This is a genomic window from Methylocystis sp. (assembly GCF_051062815.1).
GTDB lineage: Bacteria > Pseudomonadota > Alphaproteobacteria > Rhizobiales > Beijerinckiaceae > Methylocystis.
In genome coordinates this window covers 1-19,219 of record NZ_JBPFDU010000075.1, presented here as the reverse complement: position 1 = coordinate 19,219, position 19,219 = coordinate 1, and the positions used below count along the sequence as shown (strand labels likewise).

22 protein-coding genes are annotated in these 19,219 nt (G+C 62.4%); 13 read left to right on the top strand and 9 right to left on the bottom strand.

Features of this window, described 5'->3' with window-relative positions; genetic code table 11:
* Positions 1–1,182: a phosphoserine transaminase gene (locus ACR65W_RS13845; protein ID WP_434501184.1), complete on the bottom strand. Its 1,182-nt coding sequence runs from the start codon at positions 1,180–1,182 to the stop codon at positions 1–3.
* Positions 1,183–1,371: 189 nt separating this feature from the next.
* Here ACR65W_RS13845 and ACR65W_RS13840 point away from each other — a divergent pair, with 189 nt between their 5' ends.
* The gene (locus tag ACR65W_RS13840) at positions 1,372–1,689 is read left to right on the top strand and encodes a DUF6156 family protein (RefSeq protein WP_434502729.1); all 318 of its coding nucleotides are present in this window, start codon (positions 1,372–1,374) and stop codon (positions 1,687–1,689) included.
* 5 nt (positions 1,690–1,694) lie between these two features.
* On the opposite strand, the gene ACR65W_RS13835 is transcribed toward ACR65W_RS13840, so the two are convergent.
* On the bottom strand, positions 1,695–1,991 hold the full coding sequence (locus ACR65W_RS13835; protein ID WP_434501182.1) for a BolA family protein: 297 nt from the start codon (positions 1,989–1,991) through the stop codon (positions 1,695–1,697).
* 86 nt (positions 1,992–2,077) lie between these two features.
* Here ACR65W_RS13835 and ACR65W_RS13830 point away from each other — a divergent pair, with 86 nt between their 5' ends.
* The 3 genes from ACR65W_RS13830 to ACR65W_RS13820 all read left to right on the top strand — a co-directional run bounded on the left by ACR65W_RS13830 (position 2,078) and on the right by ACR65W_RS13820 (position 4,315).
* Positions 2,078–2,674: a J domain-containing protein gene (locus tag ACR65W_RS13830; RefSeq protein ID WP_434501181.1), complete on the top strand. Its 597-nt coding sequence runs from the start codon at positions 2,078–2,080 to the stop codon at positions 2,672–2,674.
* A 93-nt stretch (positions 2,675–2,767) separates the two neighbouring features.
* Positions 2,768–3,766, top strand: a complete 999-nt coding sequence (gene cobS, locus ACR65W_RS13825; protein WP_014890856.1) for a cobaltochelatase subunit CobS — start codon at positions 2,768–2,770, stop codon at positions 3,764–3,766.
* Between the two features lie 321 nt (positions 3,767–4,087).
* Positions 4,088–4,315: an FmdB family zinc ribbon protein gene (locus ACR65W_RS13820; protein WP_434501180.1), complete on the top strand. Its 228-nt coding sequence runs from the start codon at positions 4,088–4,090 to the stop codon at positions 4,313–4,315.
* 272 nt (positions 4,316–4,587) lie between these two features.
* Here the strand turns inward: ACR65W_RS13820 and ACR65W_RS13815 are convergent, their stop codons facing one another.
* On the bottom strand, positions 4,588–4,845 hold the full coding sequence (locus ACR65W_RS13815) for a hypothetical protein (RefSeq protein ID WP_434501179.1): 258 nt from the start codon (positions 4,843–4,845) through the stop codon (positions 4,588–4,590).
* 102 nt (positions 4,846–4,947) lie between these two features.
* Here ACR65W_RS13815 and cobT point away from each other — a divergent pair, with 102 nt between their 5' ends.
* From cobT to ACR65W_RS13795, 4 genes are all read left to right on the top strand, one after another.
* Complete coding sequence (cobT, locus tag ACR65W_RS13810) at positions 4,948–6,876, top strand: cobaltochelatase subunit CobT (protein ID WP_434501178.1); 1,929 nt, start codon at positions 4,948–4,950, stop codon at positions 6,874–6,876.
* Positions 6,877–7,004: 128 nt separating this feature from the next.
* Positions 7,005–7,145: a hypothetical protein gene (locus tag ACR65W_RS13805; protein ID WP_175094729.1), complete on the top strand. Its 141-nt coding sequence runs from the start codon at positions 7,005–7,007 to the stop codon at positions 7,143–7,145.
* 49 nt (positions 7,146–7,194) lie between these two features.
* Positions 7,195–8,412, top strand: coding sequence for a molybdopterin-dependent oxidoreductase (locus ACR65W_RS13800; RefSeq protein ID WP_434501177.1), 1,218 nt, complete (start codon positions 7,195–7,197; stop codon positions 8,410–8,412).
* A 7-nt stretch (positions 8,413–8,419) separates the two neighbouring features.
* Positions 8,420–8,731: a cytochrome c gene (locus tag ACR65W_RS13795; RefSeq protein WP_434501176.1), complete on the top strand. Its 312-nt coding sequence runs from the start codon at positions 8,420–8,422 to the stop codon at positions 8,729–8,731.
* Positions 8,732–8,846: 115 nt separating this feature from the next.
* On the opposite strand, the gene ACR65W_RS13790 is transcribed toward ACR65W_RS13795, so the two are convergent.
* From ACR65W_RS13790 to ACR65W_RS13780, 3 genes are all read right to left on the bottom strand, one after another.
* Positions 8,847–9,641: a quinoprotein dehydrogenase-associated SoxYZ-like carrier gene (locus ACR65W_RS13790; RefSeq protein WP_434501175.1), complete on the bottom strand. Its 795-nt coding sequence runs from the start codon at positions 9,639–9,641 to the stop codon at positions 8,847–8,849.
* A gap of 93 nt (positions 9,642–9,734) precedes the next feature.
* Positions 9,735–11,438, bottom strand: coding sequence for an ATP-dependent nuclease (locus ACR65W_RS13785; protein WP_434501174.1), 1,704 nt, complete (start codon positions 11,436–11,438; stop codon positions 9,735–9,737).
* An 82-nt stretch (positions 11,439–11,520) separates the two neighbouring features.
* The gene (locus ACR65W_RS13780; RefSeq protein WP_434501173.1) at positions 11,521–12,444 is read right to left on the bottom strand and encodes a quinoprotein relay system zinc metallohydrolase 2; all 924 of its coding nucleotides are present in this window, start codon (positions 12,442–12,444) and stop codon (positions 11,521–11,523) included.
* A gap of 291 nt (positions 12,445–12,735) precedes the next feature.
* Here ACR65W_RS13780 and xoxF5 point away from each other — a divergent pair, with 291 nt between their 5' ends.
* The 4 genes from xoxF5 to ACR65W_RS13760 all read left to right on the top strand — a co-directional run bounded on the left by xoxF5 (position 12,736) and on the right by ACR65W_RS13760 (position 16,647).
* Positions 12,736–14,544, top strand: a complete 1,809-nt coding sequence (gene xoxF5, locus ACR65W_RS13775) for a lanthanide-dependent methanol dehydrogenase XoxF5 (RefSeq protein WP_434501172.1) — start codon at positions 12,736–12,738, stop codon at positions 14,542–14,544.
* A gap of 148 nt (positions 14,545–14,692) precedes the next feature.
* Positions 14,693–15,160 carry a c-type cytochrome, methanol metabolism-related gene (locus ACR65W_RS13770; protein ID WP_196399542.1) on the top strand — a complete coding sequence of 156 codons (468 nt, stop codon included), beginning with the start codon at positions 14,693–14,695 and terminating at the stop codon, positions 15,158–15,160.
* A gap of 18 nt (positions 15,161–15,178) precedes the next feature.
* Positions 15,179–16,081 (top strand): substrate-binding domain-containing protein, encoded by a 903-nt coding sequence (locus tag ACR65W_RS13765; protein WP_434501171.1) that lies wholly within the window; start codon positions 15,179–15,181, stop codon positions 16,079–16,081.
* Positions 16,081–16,647 (top strand): PQQ-dependent catabolism-associated CXXCW motif protein, encoded by a 567-nt coding sequence (locus ACR65W_RS13760; protein WP_434501170.1) that lies wholly within the window; start codon positions 16,081–16,083, stop codon positions 16,645–16,647. Before ACR65W_RS13765 ends, ACR65W_RS13760 begins: the two co-directional genes overlap by 1 nt.
* 102 nt (positions 16,648–16,749) lie before the next feature.
* On the opposite strand, the gene ACR65W_RS13755 is transcribed toward ACR65W_RS13760, so the two are convergent.
* A complete protein-coding gene (locus ACR65W_RS13755; protein ID WP_434501169.1) occupies positions 16,750–17,358 on the bottom strand; it encodes a hypothetical protein in 609 nt (202 codons plus the stop codon).
* Positions 17,359–17,403: 45 nt separating this feature from the next.
* Between ACR65W_RS13755 and ACR65W_RS13750 the strand changes: the two genes are divergently transcribed.
* Positions 17,404–18,123 carry a HisA/HisF-related TIM barrel protein gene (locus ACR65W_RS13750; RefSeq protein ID WP_434501168.1) on the top strand — a complete coding sequence of 240 codons (720 nt, stop codon included), beginning with the start codon at positions 17,404–17,406 and terminating at the stop codon, positions 18,121–18,123.
* 18 nt (positions 18,124–18,141) lie between these two features.
* Here ACR65W_RS13750 and fae read toward each other — a convergent pair whose 3' ends face one another.
* Positions 18,142–18,711: a formaldehyde-activating enzyme gene (gene fae, locus ACR65W_RS13745; protein ID WP_434501167.1), complete on the bottom strand. Its 570-nt coding sequence runs from the start codon at positions 18,709–18,711 to the stop codon at positions 18,142–18,144.
* A gap of 255 nt (positions 18,712–18,966) precedes the next feature.
* Positions 18,967–19,219: formaldehyde-activating enzyme (locus ACR65W_RS13740; RefSeq protein ID WP_434501166.1), on the bottom strand; the 253-nt coding region annotated here is incomplete at its 5' end.

Below are 19,219 nucleotides of genomic sequence, written 5' to 3'. Positions count from 1 at the left end.
TCACGCCGCTTGCGCGGCGTCGGCGCAAGCCTGCGCATAGGCCCAATCGAGCCATTTGGTCAGCAGCGCCACGTCGGCGGTTTCCACCGTCGCGCCGCACCAGATGCGAAAGCCCGGCGGCGCGTCGCGATAGGCGCCAAAATCATAGCCCGCGCCCTCCCGTTCAATCATCGTAACCACCTTCTTGGCGAGCGCCGCCTGCGCGTCGGCGTCTTTCGCCGCGCTCTCTGCGGAGAAGACGAGGCAGACGCTGGTGTTGGATCGGGTCGCCGGATCCTTGGCCAGGAAGTCGACCCAAGGCGTCTTTTCAACCCAGTCGCCGACCGCCCGCGCATTGGCGTTCGAGCGCGCGAACAGCGCCTCAAGCCCGCCGATCGATTGCGCCCAGGACAGCGCGTCGAGATAATCTTCGACCGCGAGGAGCGAGGGCGTGTTGATCGTTTCGCCCCGGAAAATTCCCTCGTTCAGCTTCCCCTGTTTCGTCAGTCGGAAAATCTTCGGCATCGGCCAGGGCGGCGCATAGCTCTCGAGCCGCTCGACCGCACGCGGCGAGAGAATCAGCATGCCATGCGCGGCCTCGCCGCCGAGAACCTTTTGCCAGCTGTAGGTCGTCACATCGAGCTTGGTGAAGTCGAGCGGCTGCGCGAAGGCCGCCGAGGTCGCGTCGCAAATCGTCAGGCCCTTGCGATCCGCCGGGATGAAATCTGCGTTGGGCGCGCGTACGCCCGACGTCGTGCCGTTCCAGGCGAAGACGACGTCATTGTCGAAGTCGATCTGCGAGAGATCGGGCAATTCGCCATAGGGCGCGGCGAGGCTTCGCGCCTTTTCGATCTTCAACTGGTTCAGGACATCATTGACCCAGTCTTTCGAGAAGCTCTCCCAAGCGACGACATCGACGCCCCTTGGGCCGAGAAGCGACCAGAGCGCGATCTCCACGGCGCCGGTGTCGGAGGCCGGCACGATGCCGATGCGGTAATCGGCAGGAACGCCCAGCGTCTCCCGCGTCAGCGCGATGGCCTGCGCCAGTTTCTCTTTGCCGGTCTTTGATCGGTGGGAGCGTCCGAGCGCCGCCCCGGCGAGATGCGCCAGCGCCCATCCCGGGCGCTTGGCGCAAGGGCCGGAGGAAAAGCAGGGATTGGCCGGCTTGGCGGCGGGTTTCGCCATTTTGTCGGCGGCGGCCATGATGCAGCCCTCTCGATGCGGCGCAGCGCCGCCGCCGCCCGGCTACCCGCTGCCCAGCCGACCGTCAAGGGCCGCTGGCTTCAGCCGCGCACTGGGGGGAGCCATGTGGGGAGCCATGAGGTTGGCGCGATTTTCTCGTACCAGGTTGCGCGGCGTCGCTTGAAGAAACGCCGGGGACCGGGGAGAGCGATGATGTCGGAGATTAATGAAGCGCCTAATGAAGAAGAATGCCGGTATTTTCTCTCCTATTCCGGGGTTCGTTTGCCATTGAAGCTCCTGGGGCCGCTCGAGGCGAGCGAGCTTAAGAACCGCAACACGTATTTTCGAGCGACTTATGACGCCGAGGGCAGGATCGTCAGTTGCGAGAAGCTCGTCTATGGCGAAGTGGAGCTGCGGCACGATTACTCCTATGACGCCGGCGGCGCGCTGGCCCGCGCCCGCATCGCCATGGGCGAGGACGTTTCCGAGGTCGACTGCGGCGCTGACGGCGCCCCGCTGCGCAGTTGATGGCGTTAGGCAGGCGCAGCCTCGTGCGGAGTTTTGGCGCTGATCGCCAGAGCGTGAACGCGGTCGGCCAACTCGTCGGAGAGAAGCGCATTGACGAGACGATGCCGCTCGATCAAGCTCTTGCCCTCGAAAGCCGCGCTCACCACCTCCACTCTGAAGTGGGTTTCGCCGTCGGGATGGTGATGCCCATGCCCCGCGTGGCTGTGCGATTCGTCGATCACGTTGAGCGCCGCTGGCGCGAGGGCTTCGGTGAGTTTCTGTGCGATGCGCGTCTTGACGACGCCTTTACCCTGATCCGTCATGTTTATCTCCGGTTCGACCGCCGATTTAGCACATTGGCGCTTGGTTGCGCTTGCGGCGCGCTGCGGCGCCATCATAATGGAATGAAATGGACCTGAATTCGCCCCTCTTCGACCGCATCCGAACCAAGCGCGAGCCGCGCGAAACTCGGCGCGAGACCGTGACGCGCTGCGATTCTCCCGGCTGTGAGGCGGAGGGCGTCCACCGCGCGCCAATGGGCCGGCTGCGTGAGGGGCAATATCTCTGCTTCTGCCTCGAACATGTCCGGGAATACAACGCCACATACAATTATTTCAACGGCATGGATGACGCTTCAGTCGCCCGCTACATGAAGGACGCGACGGTCGGGCACCGGCCGACATGGTCCATGGGGACGAAACGCGGACAGGCGGGCTTTCGCGAGGACACGATGGCGGCGGCCGATCCGCTTGGCGTCTATCGCCAGCGCTTCCGCCGTCCTCAGCCCGCCGAGCGCCGGGGTCCGCATCATTCGCCAGTGACGATCAGGGCGTTCGTCGCCATGGGGCTTGAGGAGACGGCGAACGCCGTGACGATCCGCGCCCGCTACAAGGAGCTCGTCAAGCGCCATCATCCCGACGCCAATGGCGGCGACCGCTCGCGCGAGGAAAAATTGCGGGAAATCATCCATGCCTATAAGACGCTGAGGGCCGCCCGGCTGGTCTGAGCGCTCGTCGCGCGCGGCGCTTTTCCGCGGCGGCGCAGACATATTCGGCGCAATCATGCGGGGACGAAACGGTCCGCGCAAGGAGGACGCATTTTGGTCGCTGTAGAATACGCCGCAACGGGCCTCGAGAGCACGCCGGACATGAAGATCTCGGTGCGCCAGGTGTTCGGAATCGACTCCGATATGGAGGTTCCCGCCTTTTCCGAGCGCAACGAACATGTGCCGGACCTTGACCCGGACTACCTCTTCGATCGGCAGACGACGCTCGCCATTCTCGCCGGCTTCGCCAGGAATCGGCGCGTGATGGTGACCGGCTATCACGGCACGGGAAAGTCGACGCATATCGAGCAGGTGGCGGCGCGGCTCAACTGGCCCTTCGTCCGCGTCAATCTCGACAGCCACATCTCGCGCATCGACCTTGTCGGCAAGGACGCCATCGTCCTGAAGGACGGCAAGCAGGTCACCGAGTTTCGCGACGGCATCCTGCCCTGGGCGGTGCAGCACTGCGTCGCATTGTGTTTCGACGAATATGACGCCGGGCGGCCCGACGTGATGTTCGTGATCCAGCGCGTGCTCGAAGTCTCCGGCCGCCTGACGCTGCTCGACCAGAACCGCGTCATCCGGCCGCATCCGGCGTTCCGTCTGTTCGCGACCGCCAACACTGTCGGGCTCGGCGACACGTCGGGCCTCTATCACGGCACGCAGCAGATCAACCAGGCGCAGATGGACCGCTGGTCGATCGTCGCGACGCTGAATTACCTGCCGCATGACGCCGAGACCAATATCGTGCTCGCCAAGGCGAAATCCTACGGCGCGACGAAGGAAGGCCGCGACGTCGCCAATAAGATGGTGCGGGTCGCCGACCTCACCCGCAACGCCTTCATGGCCGGCGACCTTTCGACGGTGATGAGTCCGCGCACGGTGATCACCTGGGCGGAGAACGCCGAGATTTTCGGAGACATCGGCTTCGCCTTCCGGATGACCTTCTTGAACAAATGCGACGAGCTCGAGCGTCCGCTCGTCGCCGAATTCTATCAGCGCTGCTTCGGCAAGGAGCTGCCGGAAAGCGCCGTGAATGTGGTGATGACTTAAAGAGGCGTTGCTTGGCCCCCTCCCTCACCCTCCCCCGCTTGCCAAACCGGGTGCTCCCGGTTTGCGCATCGACGCCGAAGTCGGCAACAGCCGACTTCGGATGGGAGAGGGGGCGGCGGGCGTTGCGCGCAATCTCTTGTGAAACGCGCAATCTTCTCCCTCTCCCGCGAAGTGGGGGAGGGCCGGGGTGGGGGCATGACGGCGCTCAACCGAGTAGCCGCTCGCCGACGCGTCGCGGGCGCGCAAGCATGAGTCCCGCATGCGGAACGAAAATTGCTCGCGCGAGGGCGTTCCGTGAACGCCAACTGACGCGAGGCCCCGATGCCGCTTTACGCCTATGTCTGTGACGCCTGTTCCGCCGAATTCGAACTCTTGGTGCGCGCGTCGGACACCCCGGCCTGTCCCTCCTGCGGGAGCGAGAAACTGCAGCAGCAAGTGTCGCGCATCAGCAAGGAAATCAAATATCCGGCGATCGCGAAATCATGGCGCCGGCGGGCTGCGGCGGAAGGCGACCTTTCGAATTTCAGCAAGCAGGAACGCAAATTGTGACGGGCCGCTCCCGTGGCGATCGGATTGCCGACCTTCCGCCGTTGACCGAAGTCAACGCTTCGGCCGTGCGAAGGCTTTTTCAGGAGCATGCGTCAATTGGTCCACATTCGCCAAGGATCTCGCATCCCCTAACCGCCGCTTCGCCATGCCTGAACAAGGGATTCGAAGTTTTTCCTAAATTATGAGCGGCAAAAAATACTGTTTCGGTTCGCTGCTCCTGGGCGGTCTTTACGTTCAAACTGGCTTGCAAACCCCGTTTTTACGCTTAAATATCAGGAATAGGCTGCAGCTTTTCTGGGCATTCCTGCCGGCGGCTTATGTAATTTCTTCGCAGGCATGTCCATGTAAAGAGACAAAATGAGCATGAACACCGCAGCCTCTTCGCGTTTAAAGGGCATGATTTGGGTTGTCGGCGCCATCGCCGCGATTGTGACCGTGGTCCTGGTCGCTCCGATGATTTCGCACCTCGGCTGATAATCTCGACTGAAAAAAAGCCGCGCGGCTTGGCTGCGCGGCTTTTTCGCGTACATGTCGACTTGCCTGCCTATCGACTTGCCTGCCTATCGACTTGCCCGGCCGCTGACCGCCGGCCGACTTGCGGCTTCGCCGAGCGGCGCGCATATAGTTCCGTCATGCCGCCAGTCCCAACAAACCGACGGCCCGCCTCGCCCAAAGAGGCGCCGCAGGAGCCGTTCAAGCGCGCCGTCGCCGGCGCCATGCGCGCCATGGCGCGCTCGCCAGCGCTCGAGGTGAATTTTGCCCCCGAGCGGCCCTCGCTCATCGCCGGCGCCGACGGGGCGAAGGCGCGGCTGACGGAGCCGCCGCGAAAGCTGAACGTAAAGGACGCCGCGATTCTGCGCGGCCAGGCGGATTCTCTGGCGCTGCGCCTCGCCTGTCACGATGACGCGCTGCATCGCCGCTATTCGCCGGAACCCACGGCGGCCCGGGCCGCCTTTGACGCCTTGGAGCAGGCGCGCTGCGAGTCGATCGGCGCGATGCGGATGCCCGGCGTCGCCGCGAATATCAGCGCCATGCTCGACGACCGCTATCAGCGCAGCCACGCAGATGAAATCTCAGGGCGCGACGACGCGCCGCTCGAAGACGCGCTGGCGCTGCTCGCGCGCCAACGCCTGACCGGACTCAATCCGCCGCAGCACGCGCAAAAAATCGTCGAGCTGTGGCGCGATACGATCGAAGAGCGCGCCGGCGCCGACCTCGACCGATTGTCCGGGGCGGTGGAGGACCAGAAGCTTTTCGCCCAGATCGTGCGTGAGCTGCTTTCGCATCTCGATATGGCGAGCGGCGAAGCGCCGGACGAGACGCAGTCCAACGAGGAAAGCGAGGACGCGCCACAAAATCCCGACCAGAGCGAGAGCGACGATCGGGACGATGAAGAGTCCAAGAGCGCCGCCGAGATGGATACGGCGCTCTCGGCCGAAGACGCCGAGCAGGAAGGCGAAAGCGACTCCGCCGAAGCGCCCTATGGCGAGACCGAGCGAGAGGCTGACGCCGGAGACGCCGAAGAGGCCGCCGAGGCGCGTCACCCGGCGACGAACGCCGCCGAGCGCGCCGGCGCCGATTATCACGCCTACACCACCCGCTTCGACGAGATCATTCGCGCCGAGGAGCTCTGCGACGTCGAGGAGCTGGACCGGCTGCGCGCCTATCTGGACAAGCAGCTGCTGCATCTCTCCTCGGTCGTCGGACGGCTGGCGAATCGGCTGCAGCGCCGGCTGATGGCGCAGCAGAGCCGTTCCTGGGAGTTCGACCTCGAGGAGGGCATGCTCGACCCCGCGCGACTGCCGCGGATCATCATCGATCCCCAGCAGCCGCTCTCTTTCAAACGCGAAAAGGACATGGACTTTCGCGACACGGTGGTGACGCTGCTTCTGGACAATTCCGGCTCGATGCGCGGGCGCCCGATCACGGTCGCGGCCACCTGCGCCGACATTCTGGCGCGCACGCTGGAGCGCTGCGGCGTCAAGGTCGAGATCCTGGGCTTCACCACCCGCGCCTGGAAGGGCGGCCAGTCTCGCGAGGCCTGGATCGCCGAAGGGAAGGCGGCCAATCCCGGTCGCCTCAACGACATCCGCCACATCATCTATAAGGCCGCCGACGCGCCCTGGCGCCGCGCCAGACGCAACCTCGGCCTGATGATGCGGGAAGGGCTGTTGAAGGAGAATATCGACGGCGAGGCCCTCGATTGGGCGCATCGCCGATTGCTCGCGCGCACAGAGCAGCGGCGCATCTTGATGATGATCTCGGACGGCGCGCCGGTCGATGATTCGACGCTTTCGGTTAACGCCGGCAACTATCTGGAGCGGCACCTGCGCCAAATCATTCACGAGATCGAGAGCAAGTCGCCGGTCGAACTCATCGCCATCGGCATCGGCCATGACGTCACCCGCTACTACCGCCGCGCGGTGACGATCGTCGACGCCGAGGAGTTGGGCGGCGCCATGACAGAAAAATTGGCCGAGCTGTTCAGCGAAAGCGCTGCGCCCGCGCCGCCGCCGACCCAGCGCCGCTCCCGCGCGCCGGTCGTCGCCGCACGTCGGTAAAATAGCCGGCGCTTCAGCCTTTTTTAACGATATTGCAACGATTCGCCGTCTCGCGCGTTTCTCTGCGGGCGCCTCTTTTGCTGAGCCAAACGGCAGGGGCGCCCGTGTGGAATTGTAAGGGGATCGTGATGGCGTTCATCAACTGGCAGGACAAGGCGGCTCCGAGAGAGGCGAGCGAAACGGAGCGGTTTCTGTGCGTTACGGGCGTTTTCGCCCTTGCGACGCTGCCGTTCGCGCTATGCGCGGCGCTGACGATCTGGGGTTCGTGACGGTCTAGCCGCGCAGCGCTGCAAAGCGACGGCGCGAGCGGCGTGAACGATGCCCCGAGCCACGAGCAGGCGATCATTTCTGCGCGGCGCAAGCCTTGGGCTCGCAGCTCTGTCCTCGTTAGATGGACGGCGCGCGTTCTCGGCGGAAAGCGCGCGACTGGGCTTCGCTAATGGCGAGCGGCCCCTCGTGCGCTACCCTGGGAAACGCGCGCTGATCGAGCAGACCGTCAGGCCGCCTCAGCTCGAAACCCCTTTCTCCGTTTACGATGAAGGCGTGTTGACGCCGAACGACGCCTTTTTCGTGCGCTATCATTTCGCCGGCGTCCCGCTCAGCATTGATCCAGAAGCCTTTCGCCTTGAGCTGCGGGGCCATGTCGAGACGCCGCTGTCGCTTTCGCTCGAAGAGCTCAAGCGCGACTTGGAGCCGATCGAGATTGTCGCCGTGAACCAATGTTCCGGCAACAGCCGCGGCTTCGTCGAGCCGCGCGTCGGCGGCGGACAGTTTGGCCATGGCGCGATGGGCAACGCTCGCTGGCGCGGGGTCGCGCTCAAGACGCTGCTCGAAAAGGCCGGCCCGAAGCCGGGGGCTCAGTCCGTCGCCTTCAACGGGCTCGACGCTCCAGTGGCGCCGGAGACGCCGGATTACATGAAGGCGCTCGACCTCGGCCACGCCGGCGACGGCGAAGTGATGCTCGCTTACGCCATGAATGGCGAAGACCTGCCATGGCTCAACGGCTTCCCGCTGCGGCTGGTGGTTCCCGGCTGCTACGGGACCTATTGGGTGAAGCACCTCAACGACATCGAGGTGCTCGACAGCGATTTTAGCGGCTTTTGGATGTCGAGCGCCTATCGCATCCCCGACAATGACTGCGTCTGCGTCACGCCCGGCGCGCCGAAGGGGGCGACGCGGCCGATCAAGCGGCTCAATGTCCGCAGTTTCGTGACGCGGCCGGCCGAAGACGCGAAAGTCGCGGCCTATGTCGCATTCGAGGTCAGGGGCATCGCCTTCGATGGCGGCCAGGGCATTGAAGCCGTGCTGCTCTCAGCCGATAACGGCGCGAGCTGGGCCGCGGCTCGGCTTGGCGAGGATCTCGGCCGCTATTCCTTCCGCGAATGGCGGAGCGAACTCTCCCTGCGGCCCGGCGTGCATCATTTGAAATCCCGCGCCGTCAATCGCGACGGCCAGTCGCAGCCCTTGGCGCCCCTATGGAACCATGCCGGCTATATGCGGAACGTGGTGGAGACAATTCGGATAGAGGCGGTCTAACGAAAACATGCCGCGCTTTCGCAAAACGCTCATCCTGATGGCGACGGCGGCGTCTCTCGCGCCGGCGCTCGGCGCCGCCGAAACGCTGACCTATTCGCTGCCGGAAGAGACCGCGACGCTGCGCCCCGGACCGGCCCAGGAAACCGCCCAGAGCAATTGCGCCGCCTGCCACTCCGTCGACTATATCGAACGCCAGCCGCCCAAGATGGGCCGCGCCTTCTGGGAGGGCGTCGTCAAGAAGATGATCGCGTCATACCATGCGCAGATCGACGAACCCGACGCCGCCGCCATCGTCGATTATCTCGCCGCGACCTATTGAGCGCCGCCATGAGCAGGTTCCGAAAAAGTTGACGGACTCTTTCGATGAGAACCTGCTCCAATGATTTTGAGCGATTCCATATCGATCACATTGTTCGATGTGATCGGGAAGCGCTCTATGACGCTTCGCCGATCGGCCATTCGCCCTTGTAGACGCCGCCCTTGTTGTCATGGGCCTCGACGCGGATCGTCTTCGCGCCGTTCGGCGCATAGGTGAAGCGGAAGGTCGGGTCCTCGGAGAGCGAGATGCCGCCTTCCATCTTGAAGATCGGCGCGTCGCCCTGAAAGACTTCGACGGCATCGATGAAATGCGCCGGCAGATAGGCGCGCGAGACCGGGTCCATCTGCATCCCCGAGGCGTTCGGGTGGCGGATCATGATCTGCGCCTCGCGCTTTGCCGGATCGGCGCTCTTGAACTCGCGATATTTCATCTTGCCGAGATTGGCGACCGCCTCATCCTCGTCCTTGACCGCGGGCGCCGAACAGCCGCCAGAGGCTTTGACGAATTTGGCGTCGCCGCGCAGCCCGCCGTCGCCCGTTTCCGCCACCGCATGGACGTTGCTATAGGAATTGACCCGCACGCGGGTTTCGATGAAGCCGACGCCGGACTTATCGCCGAGCGTGAAGGCCGCGGCCATCGGCATCGGGTTCTGGTCGATGACCAGCGTCGCGACTTTGATCTGCGTCGGGTCGGTGAAGCGCATGGTCATCGGCACGATGGCCGCGTCCTCGGCCCGCGCCGGCGCTTCAAGCGCGATGACGCCGTCAGCCGCCGCGATCGGGCGACTGTGGAAAATATCGACGACGAGCTCCGGCCAGGGATCGGGCGCGGTTTGCGCGAGGGCGCTTGAACTGACGACAGCCGCGAAAATCACTGCTTTGAATGCTCGCTCTTGTGTCCTGCTCGACATTGGAACCCCTCGAAGTTTTACGGACTTTAGCCTAAGACGGGAGCAGCATGCGAGACAAAGTCACGGAATACGATAGCCGAAACTGCTCTCAGTTCAGCTGACGTCTAAGCTTTGCTTAAGGCTTCCGAGCAAACTCATGATCGGCAAATTCTTGCTTTCATGGATGGAATCCAGGCCAAGTTCCTTGGCGGCAGCTGCTACTCGCAGTTTTATCGCGAATACAGCCGTATCATCATGAGGCTTACCCGCCCGGCGTAGTAAGTTTCTTAGGCGATCAGCCCACTTTGCGTTTTTGTCGGGCCCAGTCTTGATCCAATCCAAACCAGTTTCTTGGCGGATGATGTCTGCGTAGACCTCCTCTTTGTATAAATCTTCGAGCTCTGACTCTGTTTTTCCTCCGACTGCAGCAAAATTAACTTGCGAGTCCAACATAAGTCCGGCGCGCTTGGCCTTTTCGAAGGCGTCTTTCCCCGCTCTGTCGTTATCAAGAAAAGCGTGCACGCGCGAAACCGCTTCCGTATGCATCCTAACCCGATGCGCAAGATTCCCAGCGCCTCGTAGAACATCGATTCCCAACCGCCCATCTTTGTAAGCATAATCGACGCCGTATCCCTGTAATCTGAAAATTGCGTCGAAAAAGATTTTGTCCTCTTCTCCTTCAACAATGAGAATAAGTTCCGCGCTTGTGAGATTATCGTCCACCCTTACTCCCAGTACGTCACGAATCTCTTTGACACTGCTCGCCGGGTATGCTCGGTTGTTGCTAACAATAATATTGTTCAAAACATTTATTTTGTTAGCAAAAATTGGATTATGGGTAGTAATAACCACCTGATTATTACCGGATAGATCTTCTAATACACCCTTGAGCGCTCGAATCGCATCAGGATGGAGATGGGATTCTGGCTCCTCAAGCGCAATTATCGAGTCCTGCGTGCTGCTTTTGTACTGAGCAGCGTGGCGCATTAAAGCGAGCGCTGTTAGGCTTTGAACCCCATCACCTTTTGCCTGGAGAGGGGTTTCCGCGCCGTCGTCCACGAACAAGGTAAAGGCCCTCCTCAAGGCGATTGATCTGTCTTGTTCTTCAACAACAATCTTTGCCTGCTTGATCGCGGGCATAAACTGTTTTATTGTGGCTGTTATTGACTCAGATAGCTGATTTATTACAGGCTCTTGGCATTCGGCGATGTCTCGGAGAGCTTGTCTATATCGCGTGGCCTCCTCGATCTTGCTAAGTTCTTTTGCAACGAGATCGTTAACAATGTCCTGAGCAGAAGCGACATTCCTAACAGCCGGAATATACTGTATGTCGACGCGGTGCGAGATAAAACGCGCTACTGCTGTTGCGTTCTTTGCTAAAGACGCGGAATCGTCACCCATATTTCTCAACTCAAATTTTGGAATATTCGTTTTTCCGAATTGAATAGAGACGACGATCGATGTTTCTACTTTCAGACTGAACTGGGATCGAAAAGCTTCTATATCGCTATCATGAAGCTCAAACTCAAGTGTAATATGGCAACTTCCATCTGGGTTAATTTTCTGTAGCTCCAGTGGGAAGTCAGCCTCCCAATCGTAAACGGCATTTCGTAAGTGTCGTTTCTTGTTATATTTGTAGAGGAACGACTTGCGTTGATAGTTTTCAGCGAGCGCGCTAACTCCTAAAACAAGAGCGTTCAGAATATTAGATTTGCCTTCATTATTAGGTCCAACCAAAGTCACCAAATTTGAAATTGGGATTTTCCTAGCAGCAGTTATGCTTCTATAATTTTCTACAGTTAACGAGATTAACTTCATGGCTCGTTGGTCCTCCTATGAGCAGTGCGCTCCCGGGGCGCAACGAGTCTCTATATAAACGATCTCTATATACATGATTCGCTCACGGTCCTTCCCACTCCAGCTCGGCGAATCCCGCCGTCGCGTTGCGGGCGTTGTAGTCCTCGAACAGCCGCCATTTCTCCCGCTCGTCGGCGCCGGCTTCCTTGGCCGCCGCCGCGACGCCCTCGCCCTTCTTGATCGCGGCCCGGAGATCGGCGGTCAGCCGCGTCAGATAGGCGCGCTGGTCGTCGAGCGCCTTAGGCCAGGGCGCGGGGAGGGGGCCATGCCCGGCGACGACCTGCGTCGCCTTGATCGCCGCGAGCCTGTCGGCGACATCGAGGAAGCCGAGCAGGCTACCGTCCACCACCGGCACATGCTGTAAAAAGAGCAGATCGCCGGAAAAGAGCACGCCGCTCTTTGGATCGAGAATGGTGAGGTCGCATTCGCTATGCGCCGTGCGCCACGCCTGCAGGACGATCTCGCGATGGCCGAGGTCGAGTTCCAGCGACTGATCGACGGTCAGCGTCGGCGGAACGATCGTCACGCCGTCGAGGGCGTCGCCCATCTGCGCGCGGAACGCCGAAAGATAATGCGGCCCACGCGCCGCCAGCGCGCGCGGCAGATTTTTATGCCCGACGAAGGTCGCGCCGGTCTCCACGAAGGCGCCATTGCCGAAAATATGGTCGGGATGGGCGTGGGTGTTGATGACGTAGCGAATGGGCTTTTGCGTCTTTTCGCGCAGCGCGGCGAGGAAGGCGTGGCCTTCGATCAGGCTGCCGCCCGTATCGATCACCGCGACCGATTCGTCCCCGACGATGGCGCCGAGATTGGCGATGTCGCCCACATTTTCCCGAGTCATGAGGGAAGTTTCGCCCTGATGCGCGTAAACGCCGGGGGCGATTTCGCTTAAGGAGAAGGCGCGGGCGGGGCACCCGGCGACAAGCGGCGCGAGCGCCGCGACAAGCGCCAGCAAGCGACGCAACATGTTGTTCGCCTTGGCTGTTTCACGGGCAGGCCGATGCGCTCCATCGCACGGCCGCGCCATTGTTTTTTGCGATTGCGATTCAAGCGCTAGCGACATATTATCCCGCCGTTTCCGAGTTAAAAGATGTCTTCCGGACGGGAACCGGGAGCTTCTCGCCGCTGGCGGACGTTTTGTCCCGCCGGCATGAGACATAAACGGAAATCGCCTTCCCAATGTCGAGGCGCCTAGGAGGCACGACGTCGGCGGCGGCGCATAAAAATGCGCCCCGGGCGTCGTCAGGAGGAAAAGCTCATGCATAAACTGTTGTTGTCGACTTCGGTGGCCGTACTCGCGCTCGCCGGCGCGGCGAAGGCCGACGATTTGCTGACCCTGCAGAAGGATCCCAAGCAGTGGGTGATGCCGACGGGCGATTACGCCAACTTGCGCCATTCCGCTCTTAAGCAGATCACCACCGAGAACGTCGGCAAGCTCGCGCCGGCGTGGCAGTTCTCCACCGGCGTTCTGCGCGGCCATGAAGGCGCGCCGCTCGTCATCGGCGACGTCATGTATCTGCATACGCCGTTCCCCAACAATGTTTATGCGCTCGACCTGAAGGATCCGGACCATAAGATCCTCTGGAAGTATGAGCCCAAGCAAGATCCGTCGGTCGTGCCGGTGATGTGCTGCGACACGGTGAACCGCGGTCTCGCCTATGGCGACGGCAAGATTTTCCTGGCGCAGGCGGACACCACGCTCGTCGCGCTCGACGCCAAGACCGGCAAGCTCCTTTGGTCGGTCAAGAACGGCGATCCCTCCAAGGGCCAGACCTCGACCGCGGCCCCGCATGTCTTCAAGGACAAGGTGTTCGTGGGCATCGCCGGCGGCGAATTCGGCGTGCGCGGCCACATCACGGCCTATGACGTGAAGACCGGCCAGCAGGTGTGGCGCGGCTATTCGATGGGCCCCGACGCCGACACGCTCATCGAGCCGGGCAAGACCACCCATCTCGGCAAGCCGGTCGAGAAGGACTCAGGGATCACGACCTGGGAAGGCGATCAGTGGAAGATCGGCGGCGGCACCACCTGGGGCTGGTACAGCTATGATCCCGACCTCAATCTCGTCTACTACGGCTCGGGCAATCCCTCGACCTGGAACCCCAAGCAGCGTCCGGGCGACAATCGCTGGTCGATGACCATCTGGGCGCGCGACCTCGACACCGGCAAGGCGAAGTGGGTTTACCAGATGACGCCCCACGATGAGTGGGACTATGACGGCATCAACGAGATGATTCTCGCCGACCAGGACATGGGCGGCCAGAAGCGCAAGACTCTCGTCCACTTCGACCGCAACGGCTTCGCCTATACGCTTGATCGCGTCACCGGCGAGCTGCTTGTCGCCGAGAAATTTGATCCGGCGGTGAACTGGGCGAGCAAGGTCGACATGGACAAGTCGTCCAAGACCTATGGCCGTCCGCTCGGCGTGGCGAAATATTCGACGGAGCAGAACGGCGAAGACGTCAATACGCAATATGTCTGCCCGGCGGCGCTTGGCTCCAAGGACCAGCAGCCGGCGAGCTACGACGCGACGACGGGACTGTTCCTGGTTCCGACCAACCACGTCTGCATGGACTATGAGCCGTTCCGCGTGAGCTATACGGCGGGCCAGCCCTACGTCGGCGCGACGCTGGAAATGTTCCCGGCGGGCAAGGACAAGGGCGAGACCCACACCGGCAACTTCATCGCCTGGGACGCCAAGACCGGCAAGATCGTCTGGTCCAATAAGGAGCAGTTCTCGGTCTGGGGCGGCGCGACGTCGACGGACGGCGGCGTCACCTTCTACGGCACGCTCGAGGGCTATCTGAAGGCCGTCGACACCAAGACCGGCAAGGAGCTCTATAAGTACAAGACTCCGTCGGGAATCATCGGCAACGTCACCACCTATGAGTCCGGCGGCAAGCAATATGTCGCGGTGCTCTCGGGCGTTGGCGGCTGGGCCGGCATCGGCTTGGCGGCTGGCCTCTCGAAGAGCAACGAGGGACTCGGCGCCGTGGGCAACTATGCGTCGCTGGCCAACTATACGGCTCTTGGCGGCGTGCTGACTGTCTTCGCTCTGCCGAACTAAGCGAGACGCGAAGCAATTAAAAGCCGGCGCTCGGCGCACCGTCAAGGTGCCGCCGAGCGTCGGCGTTTACACTGTGTGGGAAGAAAAGAGACCAAGGAGAGAGGTAATGAGATCGTCGCTTGCCGGAGCGTTAGCTCTGGGCGTCATCATGTGCGTGGGAAGCTCCGCAATGGCCGACGCGCCGGGAGACCCCAAGGCCGTCAAATCGACCGACGGCAAATATTTCGACGCCAAAGGCGACCCCACCTACAACGTCGGTCCTGACGGCAAGGTGGATTGGTACACCTTCTCCGGCTATCGCCGCTATCACGCGGAATGCCACGTCTGCCACGGCCCCAACGGCGGCGGTTCGACCTATGCGCCGGCGCTCAAGGATTCGGTGAAGCGGTTCGACTACGCGGAGTTCGCCGGCATCGTCATCGGCGGCCGCCAGAATGGCAACAGCGTCATGCCGGCCTTCGCCGATAACAAGAACGCCTCCTGCTACATCGACGATCTCTATGTCTATCTGCGCGCGCTCTCGACCGGCGCCATCGAGCCCGGCCGTCCGGGGAAGAAGGAAGATCGCCCGGAAGCCTTCGCCAAGGCCGAGACCGAGTGCATGAGCCAGAAATAAGAGCGTCGATACGATCGCATGATCCGCTTTGACATCAGCCGGCGCGGTTTTTCCGCGCTGCTCTCGACGGGCTGGGCCGCCGCGATCCTCTCTGTGGCGGCCCCCGCCTCGGCGCAGCATATGGGGCCCGACTTCGGCGCCAAGGGCGACGACAATCAGGGTTCGATCGAACTCGTCGATCCCAAGACGCTGCGCGTGTGCGCGGATCCGAACAATCTGCCCTTTTCAAACGACAAGGGCGAAGGATTCGAGAATCGGATCGCCGAATTCCTGGCCAAGAAGCTCGGCAAGGATCTCGCCTATACCTATTATCCGGGCGCCACCGGCTTCGTGCGCAATACGCTCAACGCGCATCTTTGCGACGTCATCCTCGGCATGCCGCAGGGCAACGACCTGGTGCAGACCACCAATCCCTATTACCGGACCACCTACGCCATCGTAACCCGCGCGGGCTCGGAGCTTGACGGCCTGAAGACGCTCGACGATCCCCGTCTGAAGGAAAGGCCGCATCGCATCGGCCTTGTCGCCAACACGCCGCCCGGCAATGTTCTGGCGATGAATGGTCTGATGGCGTCGGTGAAGCCCTATGCGCTGATGGTCGACACGCGCGTCGAATCCTCCGGCGCGGCGATGACGCATGATCTCGAAAAGGGCGAGATCGACGTCGCGCTGCTGTGGGGACCGATCGCCGGCTACTACGCCAAACATTCGAGCGTGAAGCTGAATGTGACGCCGCTGCCGGAGACGCCTGGCGCCCGCGCGGCCTTCCGCATCGGTTTCGGAGTTCGCCATTCCGATCAGAACTGGAAGCGCGAGCTCAATACGCTGATCGCTCAAAACAAGATCGAGCTGGAGCGCATTCTTCGCGACTATGGAGTCCCGTTGCTCGATGAGTCGGGACATGCGATCACGGTTCCGTGATGAGTTCGGCGAAACAATTGGCTCGCGGCGTTCGCGCGCTCTGCGCGGCGGTCGCGCTTTGCGCCGCGCCGGCTTTCGCCCAAGCGCCGCCGGAGCCGGAAGGCTATCGCCTCGACAATTATCATGCGCCGACGCCCGCGACGCTCAAGGGCGCGACCGTGCTCGACACGCCGCAGGCGTTTGAACTGTGGAGCGGCAAGAGGGCGGTTTTCATCGACGCCTTGTCGCGGCCGCCAAAGCCCGAAGGCCTGCCGAAGAACGCAGTGTGGCGGGATCCGAAGCGCTTCGACATTCCCGGCAGCGTCTGGCTTCCCGACACCGGATTTGGCGAACTCTCCGAACCGATGGCGCGCTATTTCGAGCAGGGCGTGGCGCGCGCGAGCGGCGGCGACAAATCGAAGCCGCTCGTCTTCTATTGCCGCACCAATTGCTGGGCGTCCTGGAACGCCGCGAAACGCGCGCTCACCCTCGGCTATACGCATGTGCTGTGGTATCCGCCCGGCGCCGACGCCTGGGAGCAGGCCGGTCATCCTCTAGAGGAGCGCCAGCCCGAGCCGCGCGAGTAGGGCGCCGCGTCATCCGTCATTGCGAGCGAAGCGAAGCAATCCAGACCGGCGCGGATTTTTGGATTGCTTTGTCGCTACGCTCCTCGCAACGACAGGCGACGCTCACTCCATCGCCTGCTGGATTGCGCGCGCGAGCGCGCCGAAACGCTGCTCGATCAGCGCCGGGCTCTCGCACACATAGCCGACCATGCGTCGCTGCTCCTCGAACAGCCGCAGCCGCCACTGCACGGCTTCGCTTGCCTTTTTGATCGCTTCGGGGTCCGGCGGCTTTTTATCCTGCAGTTCCCGCAGCGTCTGCGTCTCCTCGCGCGCCGTCCCCGCCATGGCTTTCAGGCGCCGGCCAAAGCGGTCGAGGCCGTTGACCAGGTCGCGCCGCTCGTCATTCATGCGCTCATAGACGCCGGCGAACAGCGTCGTCAGGCGTTCCTTGCGCTTGTCGCCCGCCGACTTGGCGAATTGCGCGACAAGCCGCTCGGCTTCGTCGATCGGCGTGCGTCGCTGCGCGAGGCGCGTGACGAGATCGGCGATCGTCGCATCATCGCGCCAATGTTTCACGGCGGCGTCGAGCGGCGGACCGGCCCAGACGCCCCCGACCGCGAGCTCGGGCACGCGCACCTGTCGGCACGGCCAATCCGGCTGGCTTTGCTGCGCCGTCGCAGCGTCGGCGAACACGAGTAAAAAAAGAGTGAGAAGCAGGCTGCGATGAATCATGAGGTTCGCCGGGCGTCGCAGGATCGCGACGCGCTATAATGCCCCATGCAGATCATCCCCGTCATCGATATTCGCAACGGCGCGGTCATGCGCGCCCGCGCCGGCGACCGCGACAGTTACAGCCCGATCGCTTCGGCGCTTGCGGCGACGAGCGCGCCGGCCGATGTCGTCGCCGGCTTTCTGACGCTTCATCCATTCGAGAGAATCTATATCGCCGATCTCGACGCGATCCAGGGAAGCGGCGACAATCGACGCGAGATTGGCGCGTTGACCGAGCGATTCCCTGCGCTGCGCGTCATGGTCGACGCCGGCGCCAAGTCTTGCGACTGGCGCGGCGCAGCGCGCGTCGATTGCGTGATCGGCAGCGAATCCTTGCGCGACAGCCAATCCCTGCATGCTGCGACGCATGATCCCAATGTCGTTCTCTCGCTCGATTTTCGCGACGATGTTTTTTTGGGGCCCGATGCGCTGCACGAATGCCCCAAGCTGTGGCCGAGCCAGGTCATCGTCATGACGCTCACGCGCGTCGGCGTCAGCGCGGGTCCCGACTTTGCGCGCATCTCGCAGATCGTTGCGCGCGCGGGCGACCGGCGGGTCTTTGCGGCCGGCGGCGTTCGCGACGCGGACGATCTTGAACGGCTTGAGGCGATCGGCGCCGCAGGCGCGCTTGTCGCCACGGCGCTGCATGACGGCGCTCTGACCAGCGCCGACCTCGATCGATTCACATCTGCGCACAAAAAAGGGAGCCCCCTGAGGCTCCCTTGAAAAGCGAACCGCCAAAGCTCAGTTGGCGGCGAAAGGATGTTTCGCGGTGACGCGGGCCGACAACACGCTGCGCGCGCTCGGATCGCCTTTCATCGCGCGGGCGATGGCTTCCTTCGTCGCAGAGTAATTGAAGTCCTGAATCTTCTGATCGTCGTTGGCTTCCCAGTGGATGAACACGCCGACGCAGATGAAGAGGTCGTCCGCCTGGCTCATCGGAATGACGCCCTCGGCGACGCTGTCGGCGACCGCCTTGGCGACGCCATACTGCGCCGGGCCGAACATCTGAACGGCCTGCTTGGCGTTCTTGATGGTCACCTTGTTGAACATCATCGTATAGGGCTTCACCAACAGGTTCGGCGCGACGACCGCGAGCAGCGTCGTAAAGCCGTCCTTGTTGTTGACGAGGCCGTTGGCGAAGGCCTTCTCCGCGGCGGAGCCGCGCGGACCCATGATCAGGTCGATATGCGCGACCTCATTGCCATCGCCGATGAGCGATTCGCCGACGCTGGTCTTGGCGCTGCTCGACGTGAAGCCGGACGACGGCTTCGGAAAGAGCGCGCCCAGTATTTTCTCAAAGAACGAAGCCATAATCCCATCCCTTCCGGTGCGTTCGCGTCCCTGCGGCGTCGACTTTGTGCGCGCGCGGAATGCCCCTATTGCTCGTTGCGCCTTCCCTCAGGGAAGACGAAATTTCTGCTGGCGACCGCCCCCGCGCGCCAGACTCTAGAACTCTGCGGCGTCATCGTTTTGCAGCGTCGATGCTTGGCCGCTTGAGCGGTGGCGTCGGTCGGCTGCGAGCGCGGCGGCGGGGAGCGTTCGGCTCCCCGCTGCGCATGTTCCTACTCAGTTCGGCGCGAAGGGGTGCTTGGCTTCGTTGCGCTTAGCGACGACTTCCGAAGCCTTCGGCTCGCCCTTGACGGCGCGGGCGATCGCTTCCTTCGTCGCGGTATAATTGTAGTCCTGGATCTTCTTGTCGTCCGAAGCGTCCCAGTGAATGAACACGCCGACCGCAATGAAGATGTCGTCGGCCTCATCCATCGGGATCACGCCCTCGGCGACCGAATCCGCGACCGCCTTGGCGACGCCATGCTGCGCC